15 protein-coding genes are annotated in these 17763 nt (G+C 61.6%); 3 read left to right on the top strand and 12 right to left on the bottom strand.

The features are described from left to right. Positions 1-5: 5 nt before the first annotated feature. The 12 genes from fabZ to dnaE all read right to left on the bottom strand — a co-directional run bounded on the left by fabZ (position 6) and on the right by dnaE (position 14916). Positions 6-470 carry a 3-hydroxyacyl-ACP dehydratase FabZ gene (gene fabZ, locus IEV58_RS10935; protein ID WP_188409769.1) on the bottom strand — a complete coding sequence of 155 codons (465 nt, stop codon included), beginning with the start codon at positions 468-470 and terminating at the stop codon, positions 6-8. Further along, on the bottom strand, positions 463-1548 hold the full coding sequence (gene lpxD / locus IEV58_RS10930; protein ID WP_188409768.1) for a UDP-3-O-(3-hydroxymyristoyl)glucosamine N-acyltransferase: 1086 nt from the start codon (positions 1546-1548) through the stop codon (positions 463-465). Before lpxD ends, fabZ begins: the two co-directional genes overlap by 8 nt. A 65-nt stretch (positions 1549-1613) precedes the next feature. After that, on the bottom strand, positions 1614-3977 hold the full coding sequence (gene bamA, locus IEV58_RS10925; RefSeq protein ID WP_188409767.1) for an outer membrane protein assembly factor BamA: 2364 nt from the start codon (positions 3975-3977) through the stop codon (positions 1614-1616). A 148-nt stretch (positions 3978-4125) separates the two neighbouring features. Next, entirely contained in the window at positions 4126-5265 is a 1140-nt protein-coding gene (rseP, locus tag IEV58_RS10920; RefSeq protein ID WP_229729360.1) for an RIP metalloprotease RseP, read from the bottom strand. 9 nt (positions 5266-5274) lie between these two features. Continuing rightward, positions 5275-6477, bottom strand: a complete 1203-nt coding sequence (gene dxr, locus IEV58_RS10915) for a 1-deoxy-D-xylulose-5-phosphate reductoisomerase (RefSeq protein WP_188409765.1) — start codon at positions 6475-6477, stop codon at positions 5275-5277. After that, a complete protein-coding gene (locus IEV58_RS10910) occupies positions 6477-7181 on the bottom strand; it encodes a phosphatidate cytidylyltransferase (protein ID WP_188409764.1) in 705 nt (234 codons plus the stop codon). The genes dxr and IEV58_RS10910 overlap by 1 nt, the downstream gene beginning before the upstream one ends. After that, positions 7178-7957 (bottom strand): isoprenyl transferase, encoded by a 780-nt coding sequence (locus IEV58_RS10905; protein WP_188409763.1) that lies wholly within the window; start codon positions 7955-7957, stop codon positions 7178-7180. The genes IEV58_RS10910 and IEV58_RS10905 overlap by 4 nt, the downstream gene beginning before the upstream one ends. A 26-nt stretch (positions 7958-7983) precedes the next feature. Further along, a complete protein-coding gene (gene frr, locus IEV58_RS10900; protein ID WP_188409762.1) occupies positions 7984-8547 on the bottom strand; it encodes a ribosome recycling factor in 564 nt (187 codons plus the stop codon). Between the two features lie 48 nt (positions 8548-8595). Then, positions 8596-9312, bottom strand: a complete 717-nt coding sequence (gene pyrH, locus IEV58_RS10895; protein ID WP_188409761.1) for a UMP kinase — start codon at positions 9310-9312, stop codon at positions 8596-8598. A gap of 9 nt (positions 9313-9321) precedes the next feature. After that, on the bottom strand, positions 9322-10257 hold the full coding sequence (gene tsf, locus IEV58_RS10890) for a translation elongation factor Ts (protein WP_188409760.1): 936 nt from the start codon (positions 10255-10257) through the stop codon (positions 9322-9324). Between the two features lie 59 nt (positions 10258-10316). Continuing rightward, complete coding sequence (locus IEV58_RS10885) at positions 10317-11324, bottom strand: 30S ribosomal protein S2 (RefSeq protein ID WP_188409759.1); 1008 nt, start codon at positions 11322-11324, stop codon at positions 10317-10319. A gap of 160 nt (positions 11325-11484) precedes the next feature. Then, on the bottom strand, positions 11485-14916 hold the full coding sequence (gene dnaE / locus IEV58_RS10880) for a DNA polymerase III subunit alpha (RefSeq protein WP_188409758.1): 3432 nt from the start codon (positions 14914-14916) through the stop codon (positions 11485-11487). Positions 14917-15281: 365 nt separating this feature from the next. Between dnaE and IEV58_RS10875 the strand changes: the two genes are divergently transcribed. From IEV58_RS10875 to IEV58_RS10865, 3 genes are all read left to right on the top strand, one after another. Continuing rightward, positions 15282-16031, top strand: coding sequence for a GntR family transcriptional regulator (locus IEV58_RS10875; RefSeq protein WP_188409757.1), 750 nt, complete (start codon positions 15282-15284; stop codon positions 16029-16031). A 102-nt stretch (positions 16032-16133) separates the two neighbouring features. Then, positions 16134-16970 carry a transporter substrate-binding domain-containing protein gene (locus IEV58_RS10870; protein ID WP_188409756.1) on the top strand — a complete coding sequence of 279 codons (837 nt, stop codon included), beginning with the start codon at positions 16134-16136 and terminating at the stop codon, positions 16968-16970. A 127-nt stretch (positions 16971-17097) separates the two neighbouring features. Next, positions 17098-17763: an amino acid ABC transporter permease gene (locus IEV58_RS10865; RefSeq protein WP_188409755.1), complete on the top strand. Its 666-nt coding sequence runs from the start codon at positions 17098-17100 to the stop codon at positions 17761-17763.

The following is a 17763-nucleotide window of genomic DNA, read 5'->3' as shown; positions in this document are numbered from 1 at the left end:
CTGATCTACCGATCCAACAGCATCGCGGAGACTTCCGCCTCAGCGACGATGGTTCCATCAACCTTGGCTTCCCCTCGGAACCACCACATGTTCAATCGCTGCTTGAGCTTGGTCATGTGGAACTCGACCGTGTCCCCGGGAACAACAGGTTTGCGGAACTTGGCTTTGTCGATGGTCATGAAATAAACCAGCTTCGGAGCCGCCGTCTCCTTGCGGTTGTTGACACACAGCGCGCCGGCGGTCTGTGCCATTCCCTCGATCAGCAGAACGCCCGGAAATACAGGCGCCCCCGGAAAATGGCCCTGGAACTGCGGTTCATTGAACGTCACGTTCTTGATGCCGATGCCGTAATCATCGCCACGGATCTCGGTGATCTTGTCGACCATCAGGAAGGGATAGCGGTGGGGAAGGAACTCCAGCACCTTGATGACGTCGAGGGTTTCGAGCCTATCGGTGGCACCGTCAGTCATTGCTTTCTCCCCCGCCCTCGGCCCTGGTTTTGCGCGTGTGCGACGCGCTTTCGGGCTTTTCGGCCAAACGCTTCAACGTTGTCAATTCTCGGAACCATTCGCGATAGGGTTTTGCCGGCGTCCCGCCCCAGCGTGCACCTGCGGGAACGTCCTCGCGAACATTGCTGGAGCCGGCGATCTGGGCGCCCATGCCGATGCGGACATGACCGACCACGCCCACCTGTCCCCCCAGCACCACAAAATCGTCCAATGTGGAACTACCCGACAAGCCCGTCTGCGCGACGATAACACAATGCCGTCCGATGACGACGTTGTGACCAATCTGGACGAGATTATCGATCTTGGTGCCCTCGCCCACGATCGTGTCCCTGTTGGCACCGCGGTCGATGCAAGTGCCGGCGCCGATCTCGACATCGTCCTGAACGACAACGCGGCCAACCTGGGGCACCTTGCGATGTCCGCCCGGCCCCAGCGCGAAGCCGAAGCCGTCCTGACCGAGACGGCAGCCGCCATGAACAATGACGCGATTGCCGATCAGGCTGTGCACGATGGATGCGGACGGTCCGATGGCGCAGTTGCGGCCGATGCGGACATTGGGACCGACCACGGCATTGGCGCAGATGACCGTCCCGGATCCGATCTCGGCACCGGGACCGATGACAGCACCTGGGTCAATGTGGACATCAGGCTCCAGGTGGGCATTGGGATGAATGATGGCGCCGGGCGCAATTCCATTCTCTCCAAATACCGGCTGCGGCCGCATGGCAGCGGGAAACATGCGCGCCGCCACTTGCGCGAAGGCATGATAAGGCTGCGGCGCGATCAGCAGCGCTAAATCCTTCGGGGCGTGCGCCGCGAACTTCGGCGCCACCAGGCAAGCGCCCGCGGAGGCGGTTTTAAAGGTGTCGAGATAAGCGGGATTATCAAGAAAGGCTAGATCGCGGGAGCTTGCCTGGCCCAGCGGCGCAATACCGTCGACGAGGCGCTCGGCGGGGCCGCGAAGCTCCGCTCCTGTGAGCGCTGCAATATCCGCCAGAGACAGGGGCGCGACAGAATCGAAAAATTGAGGATCGCCCATAACGCTGGCTCACAGAAAATCGGGGTGCATGCACGATGCACCCCGAGTCCGCCCTCAGGCGTAGATCAGAACTTGGTGCCGCCGGAGAAGCGGAACGCCTGTTCCTTGTCGTACTCTCCGCTGGAGAGCACATACGCGTAGTCAAAGCGGATCGGTCCGAGCGGTGAGGCCCAGAGCAGCGACGCGCCAACCGACGAACGGATCGAGTCATCGTCCCAGACGTCAATCGTGCCGTCAGCGCCGAAGTCCGTCTGACCCTCGAAGTTCATCACCGTACCGGCATCAGCGAAGACCGCGCCCTTGAGGCCAAAGTCTTTCGGGATGCCGAAGAGCGGAAACTGCACTTCGAGCGTGCCGCCGAAGTAAGCTGTGCCGCCGATGGCATCGAGGTTCGGCGAGTTCAAGTCACGCGGACCAATACCGGAGGTGCGGAAACCACGAACGAGATCCGGACCCTTGTAGAAGTGGTCAAGGATGCGCAGGTCCTCATCATCACCCCAACCGGCGATATGACCGCCCTGGAGGCGAACGAAGCCGATGAGCTCGCCGGGAAGCTCGTGGTAGTAACGCGCATCAGCCGTGGAACGGATGAAGTTGACGTCACCGCCCACACCCGCGAAATCCTGCTTGAACTCGGCGTAAAGGCCTTCGGAGGGGTTACGATTGTTGTCGAGCGAATTGTAGACCAGCGTATAGCCGACGCTGGAGGTGAAGGTCTCGCCTTCCGCCTGCTTCAGACCAACCGATGCTTCACCATTACTGGAATCACCATCCTTGTAGACCGAGGGGATCGTAATATCGCGGTTGTAGCCGGTGTAGTTCAGGCCGAGCTGCAGGTTCTCGGTGATCGGCAGGCCGAGACGAAGCGCACCGCCAATGACATCGGACTCATACGAAGCATAGTTCGTGCTGTCGCGATACTTCCGATAGACGTCGAAGCCGGCCGAGATGCGGTGGCCGAGGAAATAGGGCTCGGTAAAGGCGAACTCAAAGCCGTTGGTCCGCTCGCCCCAGGAACCGGAGAGCTTTACATACTGGCCGCGGCCGAGGAAGTTTTTCTCGGCAATGCCCACCTCACCGATGATGCCGTCGGAGGTCGAGTAACCACCGGCCACCGAGAACTCGCCGGTTGCCTGATCAACGACGTCGACATTGACCACGATGCGATCGGGTGCACTGCCGGGCTCGGAGGAAATGACCACCCGTTCGAAATAACCGAGATTCTTGAGGCGGCGTTCAGCCCGGTTGATCAGGGCCTGATTATAGGCATCGCCTTCGGCAAGATCGAACTCGCGGCGGATGACATAGTCGCGCGTGCGGGTGTTGCCCCGTACATTGATGCGCTCGACATAAACCCGCGGGCCTTCCTCGACCACATAGGCGACGGAAATGGAGTTGGTGGCGTAGTCGCGCGATCCGCGCGGACGAACACGGGCGAAGGCATAGCCCCGCGTCGCGACTTCGATGGACAGGGCTTCGACGGTCTTATCGACCGCCTCGGCGTCATAGGTGCCGCCGGATTTCGTCTCGACAAGCCGTCGTAGGCTGTCGGGGTCGACGTCGGCAACATTGGATTCGACATCAATGGCGCCGAAATCATACTTCGTGCCCTCTTCCACCGTGATGGTGATGGAATAGGCGTTTTCGGCCTCGTCGAAGTCCACCTGCGAATCCACGACGCGGAAATCAGCGTAGCCGCGGTTCATATAAAAGCGGCGAACCAGCTCGAGGTCGGCGTTCAGCCGATCCGGGTCATAAACATCGCTGCTCTTCAGCCAGCTCAGGAAGTTTGAGCGCGTGGTGTTCATCTCATCGCGCAGGCGACCGTCCGAATAGGCTTCATTGCCGACGAAATCGATGGTCTTGATCTTGGTCTTCTTGCCTTCGTCGATCTGAAACACGAGGTCGATACGACCGTTAGGGAGCGTCACGGTCTGGGCTTCCACGGAAGCTGCCGCCCGGCCGGAACGGCGATAGATTTCCTCGATACGCTGAACGTCGGCCTGCACCAGGTTGGCGCTGTAGGGACCACGGGCTTTCGATTGAACCTCAGGAGCGATGACGGCGTCCTTGATCCTCTTGTTGCCCTTGAAGTTCACGTTGTTGATGACGGAGTTCTCGACCACGGTCACGACGATTGCGCCGCCGCTGCGGCTGACGCGGACATCCTGGAAAAGGCCGGTGGCATAGAGGCGGCGGAGACCTTCGTCCACGGCGACGGCATCAAGCCGTCCATTGGCTCCGTTCTGGAAATAGGCGCGGACGGCATCAGCCTCGATGCGCTGATTGCCGCGGACCACGATGGAACTGGCTGATTGAGCGAAAGCGTAGCCATTCACATAGGGCACTACGGGCGCAACAGCAGCAGCACCGATTCCCAGGGCAGTTGCGACGGACAGTCGTCCAAAAACACGCGAAACACAGGTCATTGGGTTCCCGGCCCTCATATTTCAATCCCCGTCGCCTAGAACGCGACCGTTACACACTCCGGCCGCTTCTAGCTCTTTTAAACAAGCCTGCAAAGCCGAAGCACAAGGTTGATGCCGTTTTTCCCCGCGCCGTGGCACTCAGGACACGTCATAACGACCACAGATGCGCGATGTCATTGGACGTCGCGACGATCATCAGCATCAGAACCAGCGCCACCCCGATCCGCATTCCATACTCCTGGATCCGCTCGCTGAGCGGTCGCCCGCGGACGGCCTCGATCGCATAAAACACCAGATGGCCACCATCGAGCATCGGAATGGGAAAGAGGTTCAGCAGGCCGATCGATACCGACAGCACGGCCATCAGCTGGATCAGCGCCGCAGCACCAACCGTGGCGGCCTGCCCGGAGACCTGGGCAATCCGAATCGGCCCGCTGAGCTGATCCGTGGATTCGCGGCCTGAGAACAACCCGCCGATGTAATCGAGCGTCCGGGTCACGACAAACCAGGTCTCGCCCATCCCCAGTTTCACCGCTTCCACCGGACCGGCATAAACGCGCTGGATGTCACCGTCCTCGAAGGACCGCGTGATGCCAAGCACACCGATGTTCATCTTGTTGCCGAAGCCGTCCTCGACCTCGCGGCGTTCAGGCGTGACGTTGAGCTGTACTTGTCCGTCGGAGCGCTGCACGGTCACGCCGAGAGCGCGGTCGGCATTCGACGAAACCACGCGCTGAAGCTCCGCGAAGCTGGAAATCGCATCGCCGTTGATAGACAGGATGATGTCGCCAGGCTGGAAACCGGCCGTGGCGGCAGGGCTTCCCTCCTGCACGGTGTCGATCCTGGCATCCGTGACAGGGCGGCCGACAAAGGCGAATATGCCAGCGAAAAGAGCAACCGCGAGAATGAAGTTGGCAAAGGGGCCCGCGGCGACGATGGCGGCACGGCGCGGCAGTGATGCCGCCGCGAATGTTTCCGATCTCGCGCGGTCACTCATCTGTTCTATGGCTTCATGATCCGTGCCGCTCGCAGCATTGGCATCGCCCAGAAAGCGGACATAGCCGCCCAGAGGTATGGCTGCGATCCGCCAGCGCGTGCCGTGGCGATCGGTTCGGCCGAGAAGCTCCGGTCCAAACCCGATGGAGAACACGAGTACCCGAACGCCCGCCCACCGGGCGACGAGAAAATGGCCGAGCTCATGGATGAAGATGACGACCGTCAGCACCAACAAGAAGGGAATGAGGTAACCAAAGGCCGACCCGACGAAACCGCTAATGTTCTCGATCATCATTGTCCCTTAAGGCAGCGCTTTCGCCTGCGTCGCAGTTTGGTTCGAAATGCTTTGCATTAGGTTACGCGCCGTCTTGCGCGCCTCATCGTCGAGCGCGGTGACCTGTTCAAGATCGCGAGGCGCCGCAAGCCCGTTTCGACGATCGAGCTGCTCAAGCGTTTCGATAACAACCGGCATAATATCAATGAAGCGGATGCTGCGCGCCAGAAAAGCTTCGACGGCCACCTCATTGGCTGCATTGAGTGCCGCAATGGCGCCATCGCCACGCTCCAGTGCCGCCCGCGCGACCTTTAGCGCTGGAAAGCGCTTTTCATCCGGCGCCTCGAACGTCAGCGTTCCGATTTGGATCAGGTCAAGTGAACCGACAGCGGTTTCGATCCTGTCTGGATAACCCAGGGCGTGGGAAATCGCGACCCGCATGTCCGCAGGAGCCAACCCGGCCACAACAGAGCCGTCACGAAACTCGACCATTCCGTGCACAATGGACTGCGGATGGACGACGATCTCGATCCTGCCGGACTCCACCCCGAACAGATAACTCGCCTCGATGAGTTCCAGTCCCTTGTTCATCATCGTGGCTGAATCGATCGTGATCTTGGCGCCCATGCTCCAGGTGGGATGTTGCAGGGCATCTTCGAGGCGCGCGGTCGCAATACGCTCCAATGGCCAGGACCGGAACGGCCCGCCGGAGGCGGTAAGAACCATCTTCTTGATGTCGCGAACTGCGGCGCCCGCCAATGATTGGAAGATGGCGTTATGTTCCGAATCCACCGGAAGCAGTGCCCCTCCCCCTGCCTTGACGGCATCAAGGAAAACCGTGCCCGCGCTGACGATGCATTCCTTGGTGGCAAGCGCCAGCGTGCCACCGCGACGCGCTGCCGCGATGCTTGGTCGAAGCCCTGCGGTCCCCGAGATCGCCGCCATGGTCCAATCCACTGGGCGTGCCGCCGCTTCCACGACCGCGGATGGTCCTGCCGCGGCTTCAATCCCGCTGCCGGCGAGCGCCGCCTTCAGGTCCTGGTAAGCGTCGGGATCCGCGATAACCGCCACCCGCGCCTGCATGCGTCGGGCGGCCTGTGCAAGAGCCGCTACATCACGCCCGCCAACCAGGGCATCGACAGCAACCCTGTCCTGCTGTGACTGAAGCACATCGAGCGTTGCCTTGCCGATGGAGCCGGTCGCTCCCAGAACCGAAACCGTACGGACCATCACCACATCAAAAAGCCTTGCGCGACCTGCTCCCAACCGGCCCGCGCGGCGCCGATGGCACAGGCGAGGAAGGCGGCGACAGCAAAGCCATCGAGCCGGTCCATGACACCGCCATGACCGGGGATCAACTGACCGGAATCCTTGACATGAAAGCGGCGCTTTACGGCGGATTCCAGGAGATCACCGGCGTGAACGGAAACCGACAGGAGCAAGGCCAGAAGTGTGGGCAAAAACAGGTTTGGCAGCCCGGCAGCCGCGGTAACAAGGAAACCGCCGATGGAGCCGCCAAGCAGGCCGCCGATGAAGCCGCTCCAGGTCTTCTTGGGAGATATCCTTACCCAGAGCTTCGGGCCACCGAGCGTTCGTCCGACCACGAAAGCCATGATGTCCGTTCCCCAGACGACGGCAAACAGCCAGAGGATGCCTTGCAGGCCAAGCAGCGGGTCCATGCGTACGACAATGGGCGCGACGGCAACCGTTGCTGCAAAGGCAACTCCTGCGATCTTCCAGCCGAGGCCGCCTGCACCGGCGACCTTCAGCCATTCCACCAGAGCCATAGCTCCGGCGATGCACCAGAGCCCGGCAAACAGAATGCCGCCCGTCCAGGTGACGAAGATCGCAAGCGCGCCGAGCACCACGGCCGAAGCGATACGCAGCTTTATCTCGCTTGAGCTGCCTCTGGCATGAGCCGGCTCACCGCTCATAGCGGCCGCTCTTTGCTGGAGGTGCCACCGAACCGGCGGTCCCGGGAGGCATATTGTGCGATGGCTGCTTCAAAGGATGAGCGGTCGAACTCCGGCCAATGGATCGGCAGAAAGACGAACTCGGCATAGGCGGACTGCCAAAGGAGGAAATTCGACAGACGTTGCTCTCCGCTGGTACGGATCACAAGATCGGGGTCCGGCACGCCGGCGGTGTCGAGGTAATCGGCAAAGAGATCGGCGTTGATCGCATCCGGCGCCAGACGGCCTCCGGCCACATCGGCGGCAATCAAGCGCGCCGCCCGGGCGATCTCCTGGCGCGAGCCGTAATTGAAGGCGATCTGCAGCACGAGCCGGCCGTTGTCGCGCGTCAGGTTTTCCGCCTCCTCGAGCAGGGAACGGATATCGGGCGCTAGATTGCCGCGCTCGCCGATGACCTTGATGCGGATGCCGGCCTCATGAAGCTGCGCCAGGTCATCCCGCACGAACCGGCGCAGGAGATTCATCAAATCGCTGACCTCGGATTCGGGCCGGCGCCAATTCTCCGACGAGAAGCTATAGATGGTGAGGTAGAGGATTCCGAGCTCGCCCGCGGCCCTTACGGCGCGCCGCAAAGCTTCAACACCTCGCCTGTGTCCCTCGAAGCGCGGCAAACCACGCTTGGCCGCCCAACGTCCATTGCCATCCATGATAAGGGCGACATGACGTGGCGCGGCACCCGAACCGGGATCCGAGAGGGGGGCGGCTTGATACCGCGATGTGGTTTGAGGGTGCGACATGACCTGCCGCCGGATCATGCAGGCACCTAAACCTGCATGATCTCCTTTTCCTTGGTTGCCAGGGCCTGATCGATTTCGGCGATGATCTCGTCCGTCGTCTTCTGCACCAGGTCCGCCTGGTGGCGCTGCTCATCCTGGCTCATCTGTCCGTCTTTTTCCAGGCGCTTCAGATTGTCCAGACCATCGCGGCGGACATGACGGACGGCGATGCGCGCGTTCTCAGCGTATTTATGCGCGACCTTGACCAGTTCAGCGCGGCGTTCCGCATTGAGCTCGGGGATCGGTACACGGATGACCTGGCCTTCGCTGACGGGATTGAGGCCAAGGTTGGCGTCTCTGATGGCCTTGTCGACAGCGCCCGCCATGCTGCGGTCCCATACCTGGACCACGAGCATACGCGCCTCCGGCACGCTGACCGTTGCCACCTGGTTGAGTGGCATGGAGGAACCATAGGCATCGACCATGACAGGATCGAGCATGTTGATGCTGGCACGGCCGGTGCGCAGGCCCGAGAATTCCTGCTTGAGGGCGGCGATAGCGCCATTCATGCGGCGCTTGAGCTCGGCCATATCATGTGAGCTTTGGGACATTCTGGCCTCGCATGTTCTGCAGTGGATGGACTGTGGGATGTATTCGCTTCAGGGCCCAACAACCGTCGAGCGCCCCTCACCTCGAATGGCGGCGCCAATCGCGTGAGGTTCGTGAATGGAAAATACGATTACCGGAATGCGGTTCTCGCGAGCAAGAGCAAAGGCCGCGGTGTCCATAACCTTGAGATCGCGCGCAAGAGCCTCGTCGAACGACAGACGGTCGTAACGTGTCGCCGTTGGATCCTTCTTCGGGTCTGCCGAATAGACACCATCGACCTGCGTCGCCTTCAGCAAGGCATCGCATCCCATTTCGGCGGCGCGGAGGGCGGCGGCCGTGTCTGTCGTGAAGAAGGGATTGCCGGTGCCGGCAGCGAAGATCAGCACATGGCCCTTTTCAAGATGGCGAAGCGCCCGTGGCCGCGCGTAAGTCTCGCAGACGGCGGACACATCCAATGCGGACATCACACGTGCGGATGTTCCCTGTCGCTCCAGGACCTCCCCCAGCGCCAGCGCGTTCATGACCGTCGCCAGCATGCCCATGTAATCGGCCGTGGCCCGGTCGATGCCCTCGGCCGCACCCTGGATGCCGCGGAAGATATTGCCGCCGCCGACGACGATGGCAACATCGACACCGGATGCGCGGACCTCGGACACGTCCTGGGCAATGCGTTCGACGGTGGCGGGGTGAAGTCCGAAGGCGGAGGGGCCCATGAGGGCTTCACCCGATATTTTTATGAGAACTCGCCGATAGGGAGTTTCCGACATCGGTCGCGCTCAGCGCTGTCCGGCCGCCGCGGCAACCTCTGCGGCAAAGTCGCTTTCCGTCTTCTCGACGCCCTCACCAAGAGCATAGCGAACAAAGCCGGCAAGCTTAATGGGTGCTCCCACCTTGCCTTCGCTTTCCTTGACAGCCTGGGCCACGGTCTTGGACGGCTCATGGATGAAGGCCTGGTCGACCAGGCAGACTTCCTTGTAGTAGGTCTTGAGGCCGCCCTCGACGATCTTCTCGACGACAGCTTCCGGCTTGCCGCTGGCACGGGCCTTCTCCAACAGCACCGCACGCTCGCGCTCAATCACGTCCGCGCTCAGCTGCGAAGATTCCAGTGCGAGAGGGTTGGCCGCTGCGACATGCATGGCAATCTGGCGGCCAAGCGCTGTCAGCTCGTCCTTTTTGCCAGCGGATTCAAGGGCAACAATCACGCCGATGCGGCCGAGATTTGCCTTGTCCGCGCTGACTGCGTTGTGGACATAAAAACCGAAGGCGCCCTGCGTCACCGTCAGTTTCTCCACCCGGCGAAGGGTCATGTTTTCGCCGATCGTGGCAACCGCTTCAGCGATGGCCGAGGAGACGGTGCCGCCGGCCGGATAGGCCGCCGATGACAAAGCTTCCACGTCAGCCGGTGCTGCAAGCGCTACCTTGGCAATCTCTGACACGAGAATCTGAAACTGATCGTTCCGGGCCACGAAGTCCGTCTCGGAATTGATCTCCACCACGGCGGCTTCGGTCTCTCCGACCGCGAGGCCGACAAGACCTTCCGCGGCAATCCGGCCAGCCTTCTTGGCAGCCTTGGCAAGACCCTTCGTGCGCAGCCAGTCAACCGCGGCTTCGATATCGCCGTTGGTCTCGGTCAGCGCCGACTTGCAGTCCATCATGCCCGCGCCAGTCTTGTCGCGCAGCTCCTTGACCATGGCCGCGGAGATGTTCGTCATGGGAAAGTCCTCGTATGCCGTCTTTATGCAGAAAATCAGGAGTTAATTGAAGGCGCGGCTCAAGCCGCGCCTTCCATGAGGTTGCGAGCCTGGTCCACCCAGCCCTCGCGGCCAATGCGGCCGGACAGCTTCAGGTCGCCGTCGAGCTTTTCAGCATCAGCCGGGGTCAGTGCGGCAAGCTGCCAATAGTGGAAAACACCGGCCTCATTGAGCTTCTTCTCAAGCTGCGGGCCGACGCCGGGGAGCTTCGACAGATCGTCCGGAGCGCCCCGTGGTGCGGTCAGAAGCTCGAAGCTCTCTGTGGCTTCGGCCGCGGCATCTCCCAGATCTTCAGCCACGGGCTGCTCTGAGGCACCGAGGTCGATGCCGGCGCCGCCCTGTGCACGGGCGATACCGTCGAGAACGGCGCGCGCCACGAGATCGCAGTAAAGCGCCAGCGCACGACCGGCGTCGTCGTTGCCCGGGATCGGATAGGTGATGCCGTCGGGATCGCTGTTGGTGTCGAGGATGGCTGCCACGGGAATGCCGAGACGGCGCGCTTCCTTGACGGCGATCTGCTCCTTGTTGGTGTCGATCACGAAGATCAGATCCGGGGTGCCGCCCATATCGCGGATGCCGCCGAGGGCCCGATCAAGCTTTTCGCGCTCGCGCGACAGCGTCAGGCGCTCCTTCTTGGTGAAGCCCTGGGCTTCGCCGCTGAGCATCTCCTCAAGCTTCTTGAGGCGGGCGATCGAGTGGGACACCGTCTTCCAGTTGGTCAGCATGCCGCCGAGCCAACGGGAGTTCACGAAATACTGTGCCGAGCGCCGAGCAGCAGCGGCCACCGGCTCCTGGGCCTGCCGCTTGGTGCCGACGAAAAGCACGCGGCCGCCACGGGCAACGGTGTCGGACACAGCCAGAAGGGCCTGATGCAGAAGCGGAACCGTCTGGGCCAGATCGATGATGTGGATGTTGTTGCGCGAGCCGAAAATATACGGACCCATCTTGGGGTTCCAGCGATGGACCTGATGGCCAAAGTGGACGCCGGACTCGAGCAGATTACGCAAGGAAACGTCAGGAAGTGCCATTCTCATTCTCCGGTTAAAGCCTCCGTGGACGTCTTACGCCTTGCGGGATAGGCAAGGAGCACCGGGGCAGTTCACACTGCATGTCCACGTGTGGAATGCTCGGGCTTGTAGGCGAAGCGCCGAGGATTGGCAAGGGAAAAACCGGACCGAAACCTGTCGGTCAGCCATCCGTCACTTCGACGATGCCGGGTATGGCCTTGATCGCGCCGATCAGGGGCGGAGTGACCCGGAACTTGCCGGGCAACTTGATCTCCACCTCCGTCTGGCCCTCGTCGATCAGCATGACCACATTGACCTCGCTGTCGCCTTTGGAAAGGTGCTTTTGGACGCCCTCGAAGACGACGGGATCACGCAGGAAGATGCGAAGGTTCCCTCCCCCCTGGGCCGCCGCGGCCTTGTCCAAAGGTTCGATGTGCTGAATGCGTGCGCGAACATCCTCGCCGTCGAGCGCCGCAGAAAGTGTCACCAGGATGGCGCTGTTCGGCTCCAACAGATCACGATAGTCGTTCAGTCCTTCCGAGAAGAGGACGGCTTCATAATGTCCGCTCGGATCCGACAGCCGCACGATCCCCATCTTGGTGCCGCTCTTGGTGCGGCGCTCCTGGCGGCCAACGACCGTCGCGGCAAGCTTGCCGGCCGTGGCGCCCGCCTTCACCGACGTGACGAACTCCGCCCAGCGCTGCACGCGCAGCCGCTTCATGACGCCGGCATAGGCGTCCAGCGGGTGCCCCGACAGGAAGAAGCCGACCGCATCATATTCCCGCGCCAGCCGGTCCCAGGGCAGCCACGGCTCCACCGCCGCCAGACGGATCGGCTCGCCGTCCATCTGCGAGGCGAAGAAATCATTCTGCCCGATTGTGGCGGCCTGGCTGGTGCGTTGGGCCATGGCGGTAATCTGCTCAATCCCGCTGAACACACGGGCCCGGTCGGGTTCCAACTCGTCGAAGGCGCCCGCCTGAACGAGGCTTTCAAGCGCCTTCTTGCCCACGGCGCGCCCGTCGATCCTGCAGGCGAAATCGGAAAGGCCGCGGAAGGATGTGCCGTCACGCGCCGCCACGATGGCCGCGGCGGCCGGCACGCCCACGCCTTTCACGGCGCCGAGTGCATAGCGGATGGCGCCATTGTCCACCTCGAACTCCACCGCGGAATGATTGACCGACGGCGGCAGCACCTGGATGCCCAGACGGTTCGCCTCCTGGCGGAATTCCGCCAGCTTGTCGGTGTTGCCCATATCGAGGGTCATGGAGGCTGCCAGGAATTCGACCGGATAATTGGCCTTCATATAGGCGGTCTGATAGGCGACCAGTGCGTAGGCCGCGGCATGGCTCTTGTTGAAGCCGTAGTCGGCGAATTTCGCGAGAAGTTCGAAGATGGTTTCCGCCTGCGCCCTATCCACTCCGTTCTTCATGGCGCCGGAGACGAACCGCTCGCTTTGTGCCGCCATTTCCGCCTTGATCTTCTTGCCCATGGCGCGGCGCAACAGGTCGGCTTCGCCCAGCGAGTAGCCGGCGAGCTCCTGCGCGATCCGCATCACCTGCTCCTGATAGATGATGACGCCGAACGTCTCCTCCAGCGCCGGTTCGATCTTCGGATGCGGATATTCCGGCCTTTCCCGTCCGTGCTTGCGCGCGCAATAAGTCGGGATGTTCGCCATCGGCCCCGGCCGGTAGAGCGCGACCAGGGCGATGATGTCTTCAAGACGGTCAGGCTTCATGTCGACGAGAGCGCGGCGCATGCCCGCGCTTTCCACCTGGAACACGCCAACCGTCTCGCCCCGGGACATGATCTCATAGGCCGGCTTGTCGTCGAGCGGCAGCGCGGAAAGATTGATGTCGATGCCGCGCCGTTTGACGAGATCCACCGCCTTGGTCAGCGTCGTCAGCGTCTTCAGGCCCAGGAAGTCGAATTTGACCAGCCCCGCCTGCTCTACCCATTTCATGTTGAACTGCGTGACCGGCATGTCAGAGCGCGGATCGCGGTAGAGCGGCACGAGTTGCTGCAGAGGCCGATCGCCGATCACGATTCCGGCGGCGTGGGTCGAGGCGTGGCGGTAGAGCCCCTCCAGCTTCAAAGCGATGTCGAGCAGCCGGGCCACCACCGGCTCTTCCTCCCTCGCCTCTTTCAGCCGGGGCTCGTCGTTGATGGCCTGTGCGAGCGTGACGGGGTTGGCCGGGTTCTGCGGCACCAGCTTGCAGAGTTTGTCCACCTGCCCATAGGGCATCTCCAGCACACGCCCGACGTCACGCAGCACGCCGCGTGCCTGCAGGGTGCCGAAGGTGATGATCTGGGCGACACGGTCTTGGCCATAGCGCTCCTGGACATAGCGGATCACCTCTTCCCGCCGCTCCTGACAGAAATCGATGTCGAAATCCGGCATGGAGACGCGCTCGGGATTGAGGAAGCGCTCGAAGAGAAGCCCGAAGCGGATGGGATCAAGGTCGGTGATGGTGAGGGCCCAGGCTACCACCGAGCCCGCGCCGGAACCACGCCCTGGGCCCACGGGGATGTTTTGATCCTTGGCCCATTTGATGAAGTCGGCAACGATGAGGAAATATCCGGGGAACTGCATCTTCTCGATGATGCCGAGCTCGTACTCCAGACGGGCCTGATACTCCGCCTCCGTCACATCAGGGGCCAGACCATGGGCGGCAAGCCGCATTGCCAGCCCCTCTCGCGCCTGACGCTTCAACTCCTCCGCCTCGTCAGCGGCCACACCATCGGCGGTTGTGAAACGCGGCAGGATCGGCTTGCGGGTCTTCAGCCGATAGACGCAGCGCTGTGCGATCTCAATGGTGTTGTCCGTTGCTTCAGGAAGATCGGAAAATTTCCGAACCATCTCCTCGCGGGACAGGAACGCATGCTCCGCGGTGACCTGGCGCCGGTCGGCTTCGGCGACATAACGCCCCTCGGAAATGGCGAGCAGGGCGTCATGGGCCTCGTGATCCGAGTTTTTGGGAAAATAGCTCTCATTGGTGGCAACGAGAGGAATGCCACGCTGATAGGCCATGTCCAGCAGCGCCTGCTCGACCGGAACTTCAGAAGGATCATTGTGGCGCTGGATCTCGATATAGAGCGCATCCCCGAACATCCGGCTCATCGTTTCGAGCCTTGCGGACGCAAGCTCGGATCGATTCTGCCGTAGCAAGCCATCCAGCGTCCCCAAGGGGCCGCCCGTCAATGCGATCAGGCCTTCGCTGTGGTCAGCAAGCCGCGAAATCGGAACATGCACGCCGTCGGAGGGATCCGTCTCTAGAAAGGCGATACTCGAAAGGGCCATGAGATTGACCCAGCCAGCTTCATTGCGGGCCAGCAGCACCAGCCGTGGCCTGGCTTCAAGGCGCTGCCCCGGCCGTTCTTCCCGGTCTCCGAACTCGACCGTCAGCGAGGTGCCAAGGATGGGCTGGATGCCGGCCTTTGCCAGTGTTTCCGAGAACTCAAGTGCGCCGAACAGATTGTTCGTGTCCGTGAGCGCTAGAGCGGGCATCCGGTCGGCGCTGGCGAGCGCCGACAGCTTCTTGATCGGTAGCGCCCCTTCCAGCAGCGAATAAGCGGAATGCACGTGCAGATGCACAAAACCCGGCCCACGCGCCATGAAAGGAACCTCCCGGCGGTCCCGCCGAGGGCGCTCACATGGGGCGCGCGGCGTCGGCGAAGACCAGCAGCATTGCGATGAAAAAGCCGATCGAACCCAGCTCGACCACACCCGATATAATGACTCGAAGTGCGCGATCCGTCATGACATCTCTCCCGTTATCCACATATGTTCTCTATATGTTCTCATCTTGTTGCCGATGTCAACCATATCTCCTGAGGCCAAGAGCGGATGCTGGCGGAGGCCTCTGTCAGCTGCCGGTGACCCTGCGGAATGCTCTTGCTGCGCGTTCTGACCTTGACGGGACCTCCGCCGTCGCGCAGATTGATTGTTGACAATCGATCAGAAGCATTTTGGCAGTCCACATGGCGCCTTCAAATGAAACTGGAAGATCCGCCGGTGTCCGGCCGCTCGCGCGCGTCCCGAAAGCGACCTTCCGCGCGCACATCGCGGATGGCTTGCGTGCCGCCATTCTGAACGGGGACATTGAGCCCGGGTCTCAGCTGATCGAAGCAAACCTCGCGGAACAGTTCGGCGTAAGCCGCGGTCCGCTGCGCGAGGCGATGCGTCAGCTTATCGATGAGGGCCTTCTGGTCACGGTGCCCTACACCGGCACCCACGTCATCGACCTATCGGTCGACGATGTTCGCGAAATCTATTCAATGCGCGTCAATCTCGAAATCTTTGCGTTCGAGCAGATCTGGGAGCGGCGCGACGACGGCTTTCATAAAGGTTTGCTTGAGCGGCATCAGGCTTTGACGGCCTGCATCGACGCCGAGGACGATGCCGCCAGCATTCACGCCGAACTTCAGCTCCATGGCTTCGTCTATGAGGCAACCGGCCACAGGATCCTGATCAAGACCTGGGAGAGCATCCGTGGCCGGCTCCAGCTCTACTGGGCCGCCCATCACCGGGCGCATGGTATCCGTGGCCCGCGGCGCGAGGGGCACGACGATTATGTCGCGACGGCATTGGGCGATGACCTTGAGGCATTGAGACGGGAGATCACCGTCCATATGGCGCGCGGTGGTAGTCAAACCGAAGCCTTCCTCACCAATCGCCCGACGGTGCAGAACAATGAAATGACTGAGATTAAAGCCCGTGCGCGCCGCTGAGCAGTTGGTTGCCGGTGCAAATCCGACGACCGCGCGCGAGCCAATGGAAAGAAGCCCGTAAGGCCAACCAGCGAACAGAGAATTCTTCAGAGGAGAACAAAGATGAAATTCAGCAGACGGAGCTTTGCCGCCCTGGCGGCCCTCATGGTCGCGGGACTGTCCGCAGTTCCCGCCTTCGCCCAGGACGCATCAACACTCGATCAGATAAAGGCGAAGAAGCAACTTCGCATCGGTGTTACGTCCGCCGAGCCTTGGTTTTTCAAAGATCCCATGACGGAGAAATGGACCGGCGTCGGGGTCGCCATGGGGGAACGGCTTGCGGCCGATCTCGGCGCCACACTGGTGCCCGTTGAAACGACCTGGGCCAATGCCGTTGCAGCTCTTCAGGCCAATCAGATCGACCTCATGTTCGTGCTTGATCCGACGGAAGAGCGAAAGAAGGCGATCGACTTCCCCGAAGCTCCCCTCTTCTACTATGCCATGGGCGCTCTGGTTGCGGAGGATTCCACTGTAAAGGCATGGGCCGACATCGACAAACCAGGAACGCGCATCGGCGTCACCCTTGGAACCTCGCTCGACAAGAATGTCACGGCGATGGTCAAGTCGGCGGAAATCAATCGCTTCTCGAACAATGATGAAGCCATTGCCGCCTTCGCCGCCAAGCGCGTCGATGTGGTCGTTCAGTTTCACCCGGCACTCGTCGTGCAATATTCCCGCCTGAAACTCGGCAAGGTGATCCTGCCGGAACCCGTCAATCCGGTGCCCACGAGCGCGGGCCTGCGCAAGGAAAGCAATCCCTCGTTCCGGAACTGGGTGAGCGATCAGTTCGCGAAACTCTACAAGGCCGGCGTTCCCGATCAGATCTTCGGCGAATATCTGAAGTCCAAGAACATCGATCCCACGGGAATCCCGGGCCTGGTGAAAGAAGCCTGGAAATAAGGTGCTTGGCGATGGAAGGCGGCTTCCGCCTTCCCTCGCCTGCCCCGTCGATCGCTCGTGACAAGGGATCCCGTCCGGCGGCACCCATCGGGTGCCCATTCCTCTCGTGCAGGAGGATAGCTCCGCTATGACCTACCAATGGGACTTCGCGCCCGTTCTGGCTCGCTTTGATCTGCTCCTCTACGGCCTCCTGAACACGGTGAAGATCGCGCTCATCTCCATCGTGCTCGGGGTGGCCATCGGGCTGCTTCTTGCGTTCCTCCGTCTGTCGCCGAAGCGGATACTTTCAATCCCGGCGACGGCCTTCATCGAGTTCTACCGGAACACGCCGCCGATCGTTCATTTCTTCTGGTTTTTCTACGCCCTGCCGGTCCTGATGAATGTCAGCCTCGATCCATTCGTGGCCGCCGTGCTGGCGTTGTCGACGCAGTCGGGCGCGTTCTATGCCGAGGTGTTCAGAGGCGGAATCGTCTCGGTCGAGCAAGGTCAATGGGAGGGAGCGAAGGCCCTCGGGATGGGTCGCGCGCAGCTCATGCGCCGGATTATCTTGCCGCAGGCTTTCACGCGCATGTTCCCGCCCTTTGTCGAGCGGTCCTTCGAGCTCACCAAGACGACGGCGCTGGCATCGACCCTCGCTTATGCCGATCTCCTCTACCAGGCGATGATGGTGAACAGCGAAACCTTCCGCCCGCTCGAGGTCTATACGACCATCGCGCTCATGTATGTCGTGTTGCTCGTTGCGGCCAGCAGCCTCGCCCGCGTCGCGGAAGCGCGCATGACGGCCTATCGGTGA

The organism is Agaricicola taiwanensis, assembly GCF_014635245.1.
GTDB lineage: Bacteria > Pseudomonadota > Alphaproteobacteria > Rhizobiales > Methylopilaceae > Agaricicola > Agaricicola taiwanensis.
Note: the sequence above shows the minus strand (reverse complement) of the source record. Positions and strands in the feature narration are given on the sequence as shown.

Coding starts and splice junctions, on each gene's coding strand:
- dnaE (WP_188409758.1), bottom strand. CDS start 14,916: ATGGCGCGTGGGCCGGGTTTTGTGCATCTGCACGTGCATTCCGCTTAT.
- IEV58_RS10885 (WP_188409759.1), bottom strand. CDS start 11,324: ATGGCACTTCCTGACGTTTCCTTGCGTAATCTGCTCGAGTCCGGCGTC.
- IEV58_RS10865 (WP_188409755.1), top strand. CDS start 17,098: ATGACCTACCAATGGGACTTCGCGCCCGTTCTGGCTCGCTTTGATCTG.
- fabZ (WP_188409769.1), bottom strand. CDS start 470: ATGACTGACGGTGCCACCGATAGGCTCGAAACCCTCGACGTCATCAAG.
- frr (WP_188409762.1), bottom strand. CDS start 8,547: ATGTCCCAAAGCTCACATGATATGGCCGAGCTCAAGCGCCGCATGAAT.
- dxr (WP_188409765.1), bottom strand. CDS start 6,477: ATGGTCCGTACGGTTTCGGTTCTGGGAGCGACCGGCTCCATCGGCAAG.
- bamA (WP_188409767.1), bottom strand. CDS start 3,977: ATGACCTGTGTTTCGCGTGTTTTTGGACGACTGTCCGTCGCAACTGCC.
- tsf (WP_188409760.1), bottom strand. CDS start 10,257: ATGACGAACATCTCCGCGGCCATGGTCAAGGAGCTGCGCGACAAGACT.
- IEV58_RS10910 (WP_188409764.1), bottom strand. CDS start 7,181: ATGAGCGGTGAGCCGGCTCATGCCAGAGGCAGCTCAAGCGAGATAAAG.
- pyrH (WP_188409761.1), bottom strand. CDS start 9,312: ATGTCGGAAACTCCCTATCGGCGAGTTCTCATAAAAATATCGGGTGAA.
- IEV58_RS10875 (WP_188409757.1), top strand. CDS start 15,282: ATGGCGCCTTCAAATGAAACTGGAAGATCCGCCGGTGTCCGGCCGCTC.
- IEV58_RS10870 (WP_188409756.1), top strand. CDS start 16,134: ATGAAATTCAGCAGACGGAGCTTTGCCGCCCTGGCGGCCCTCATGGTC.
- rseP (WP_229729360.1), bottom strand. CDS start 5,265: ATGATCGAGAACATTAGCGGTTTCGTCGGGTCGGCCTTTGGTTACCTC.
- IEV58_RS10905 (WP_188409763.1), bottom strand. CDS start 7,957: ATGTCGCACCCTCAAACCACATCGCGGTATCAAGCCGCCCCCCTCTCG.
- lpxD (WP_188409768.1), bottom strand. CDS start 1,548: ATGGGCGATCCTCAATTTTTCGATTCTGTCGCGCCCCTGTCTCTGGCG.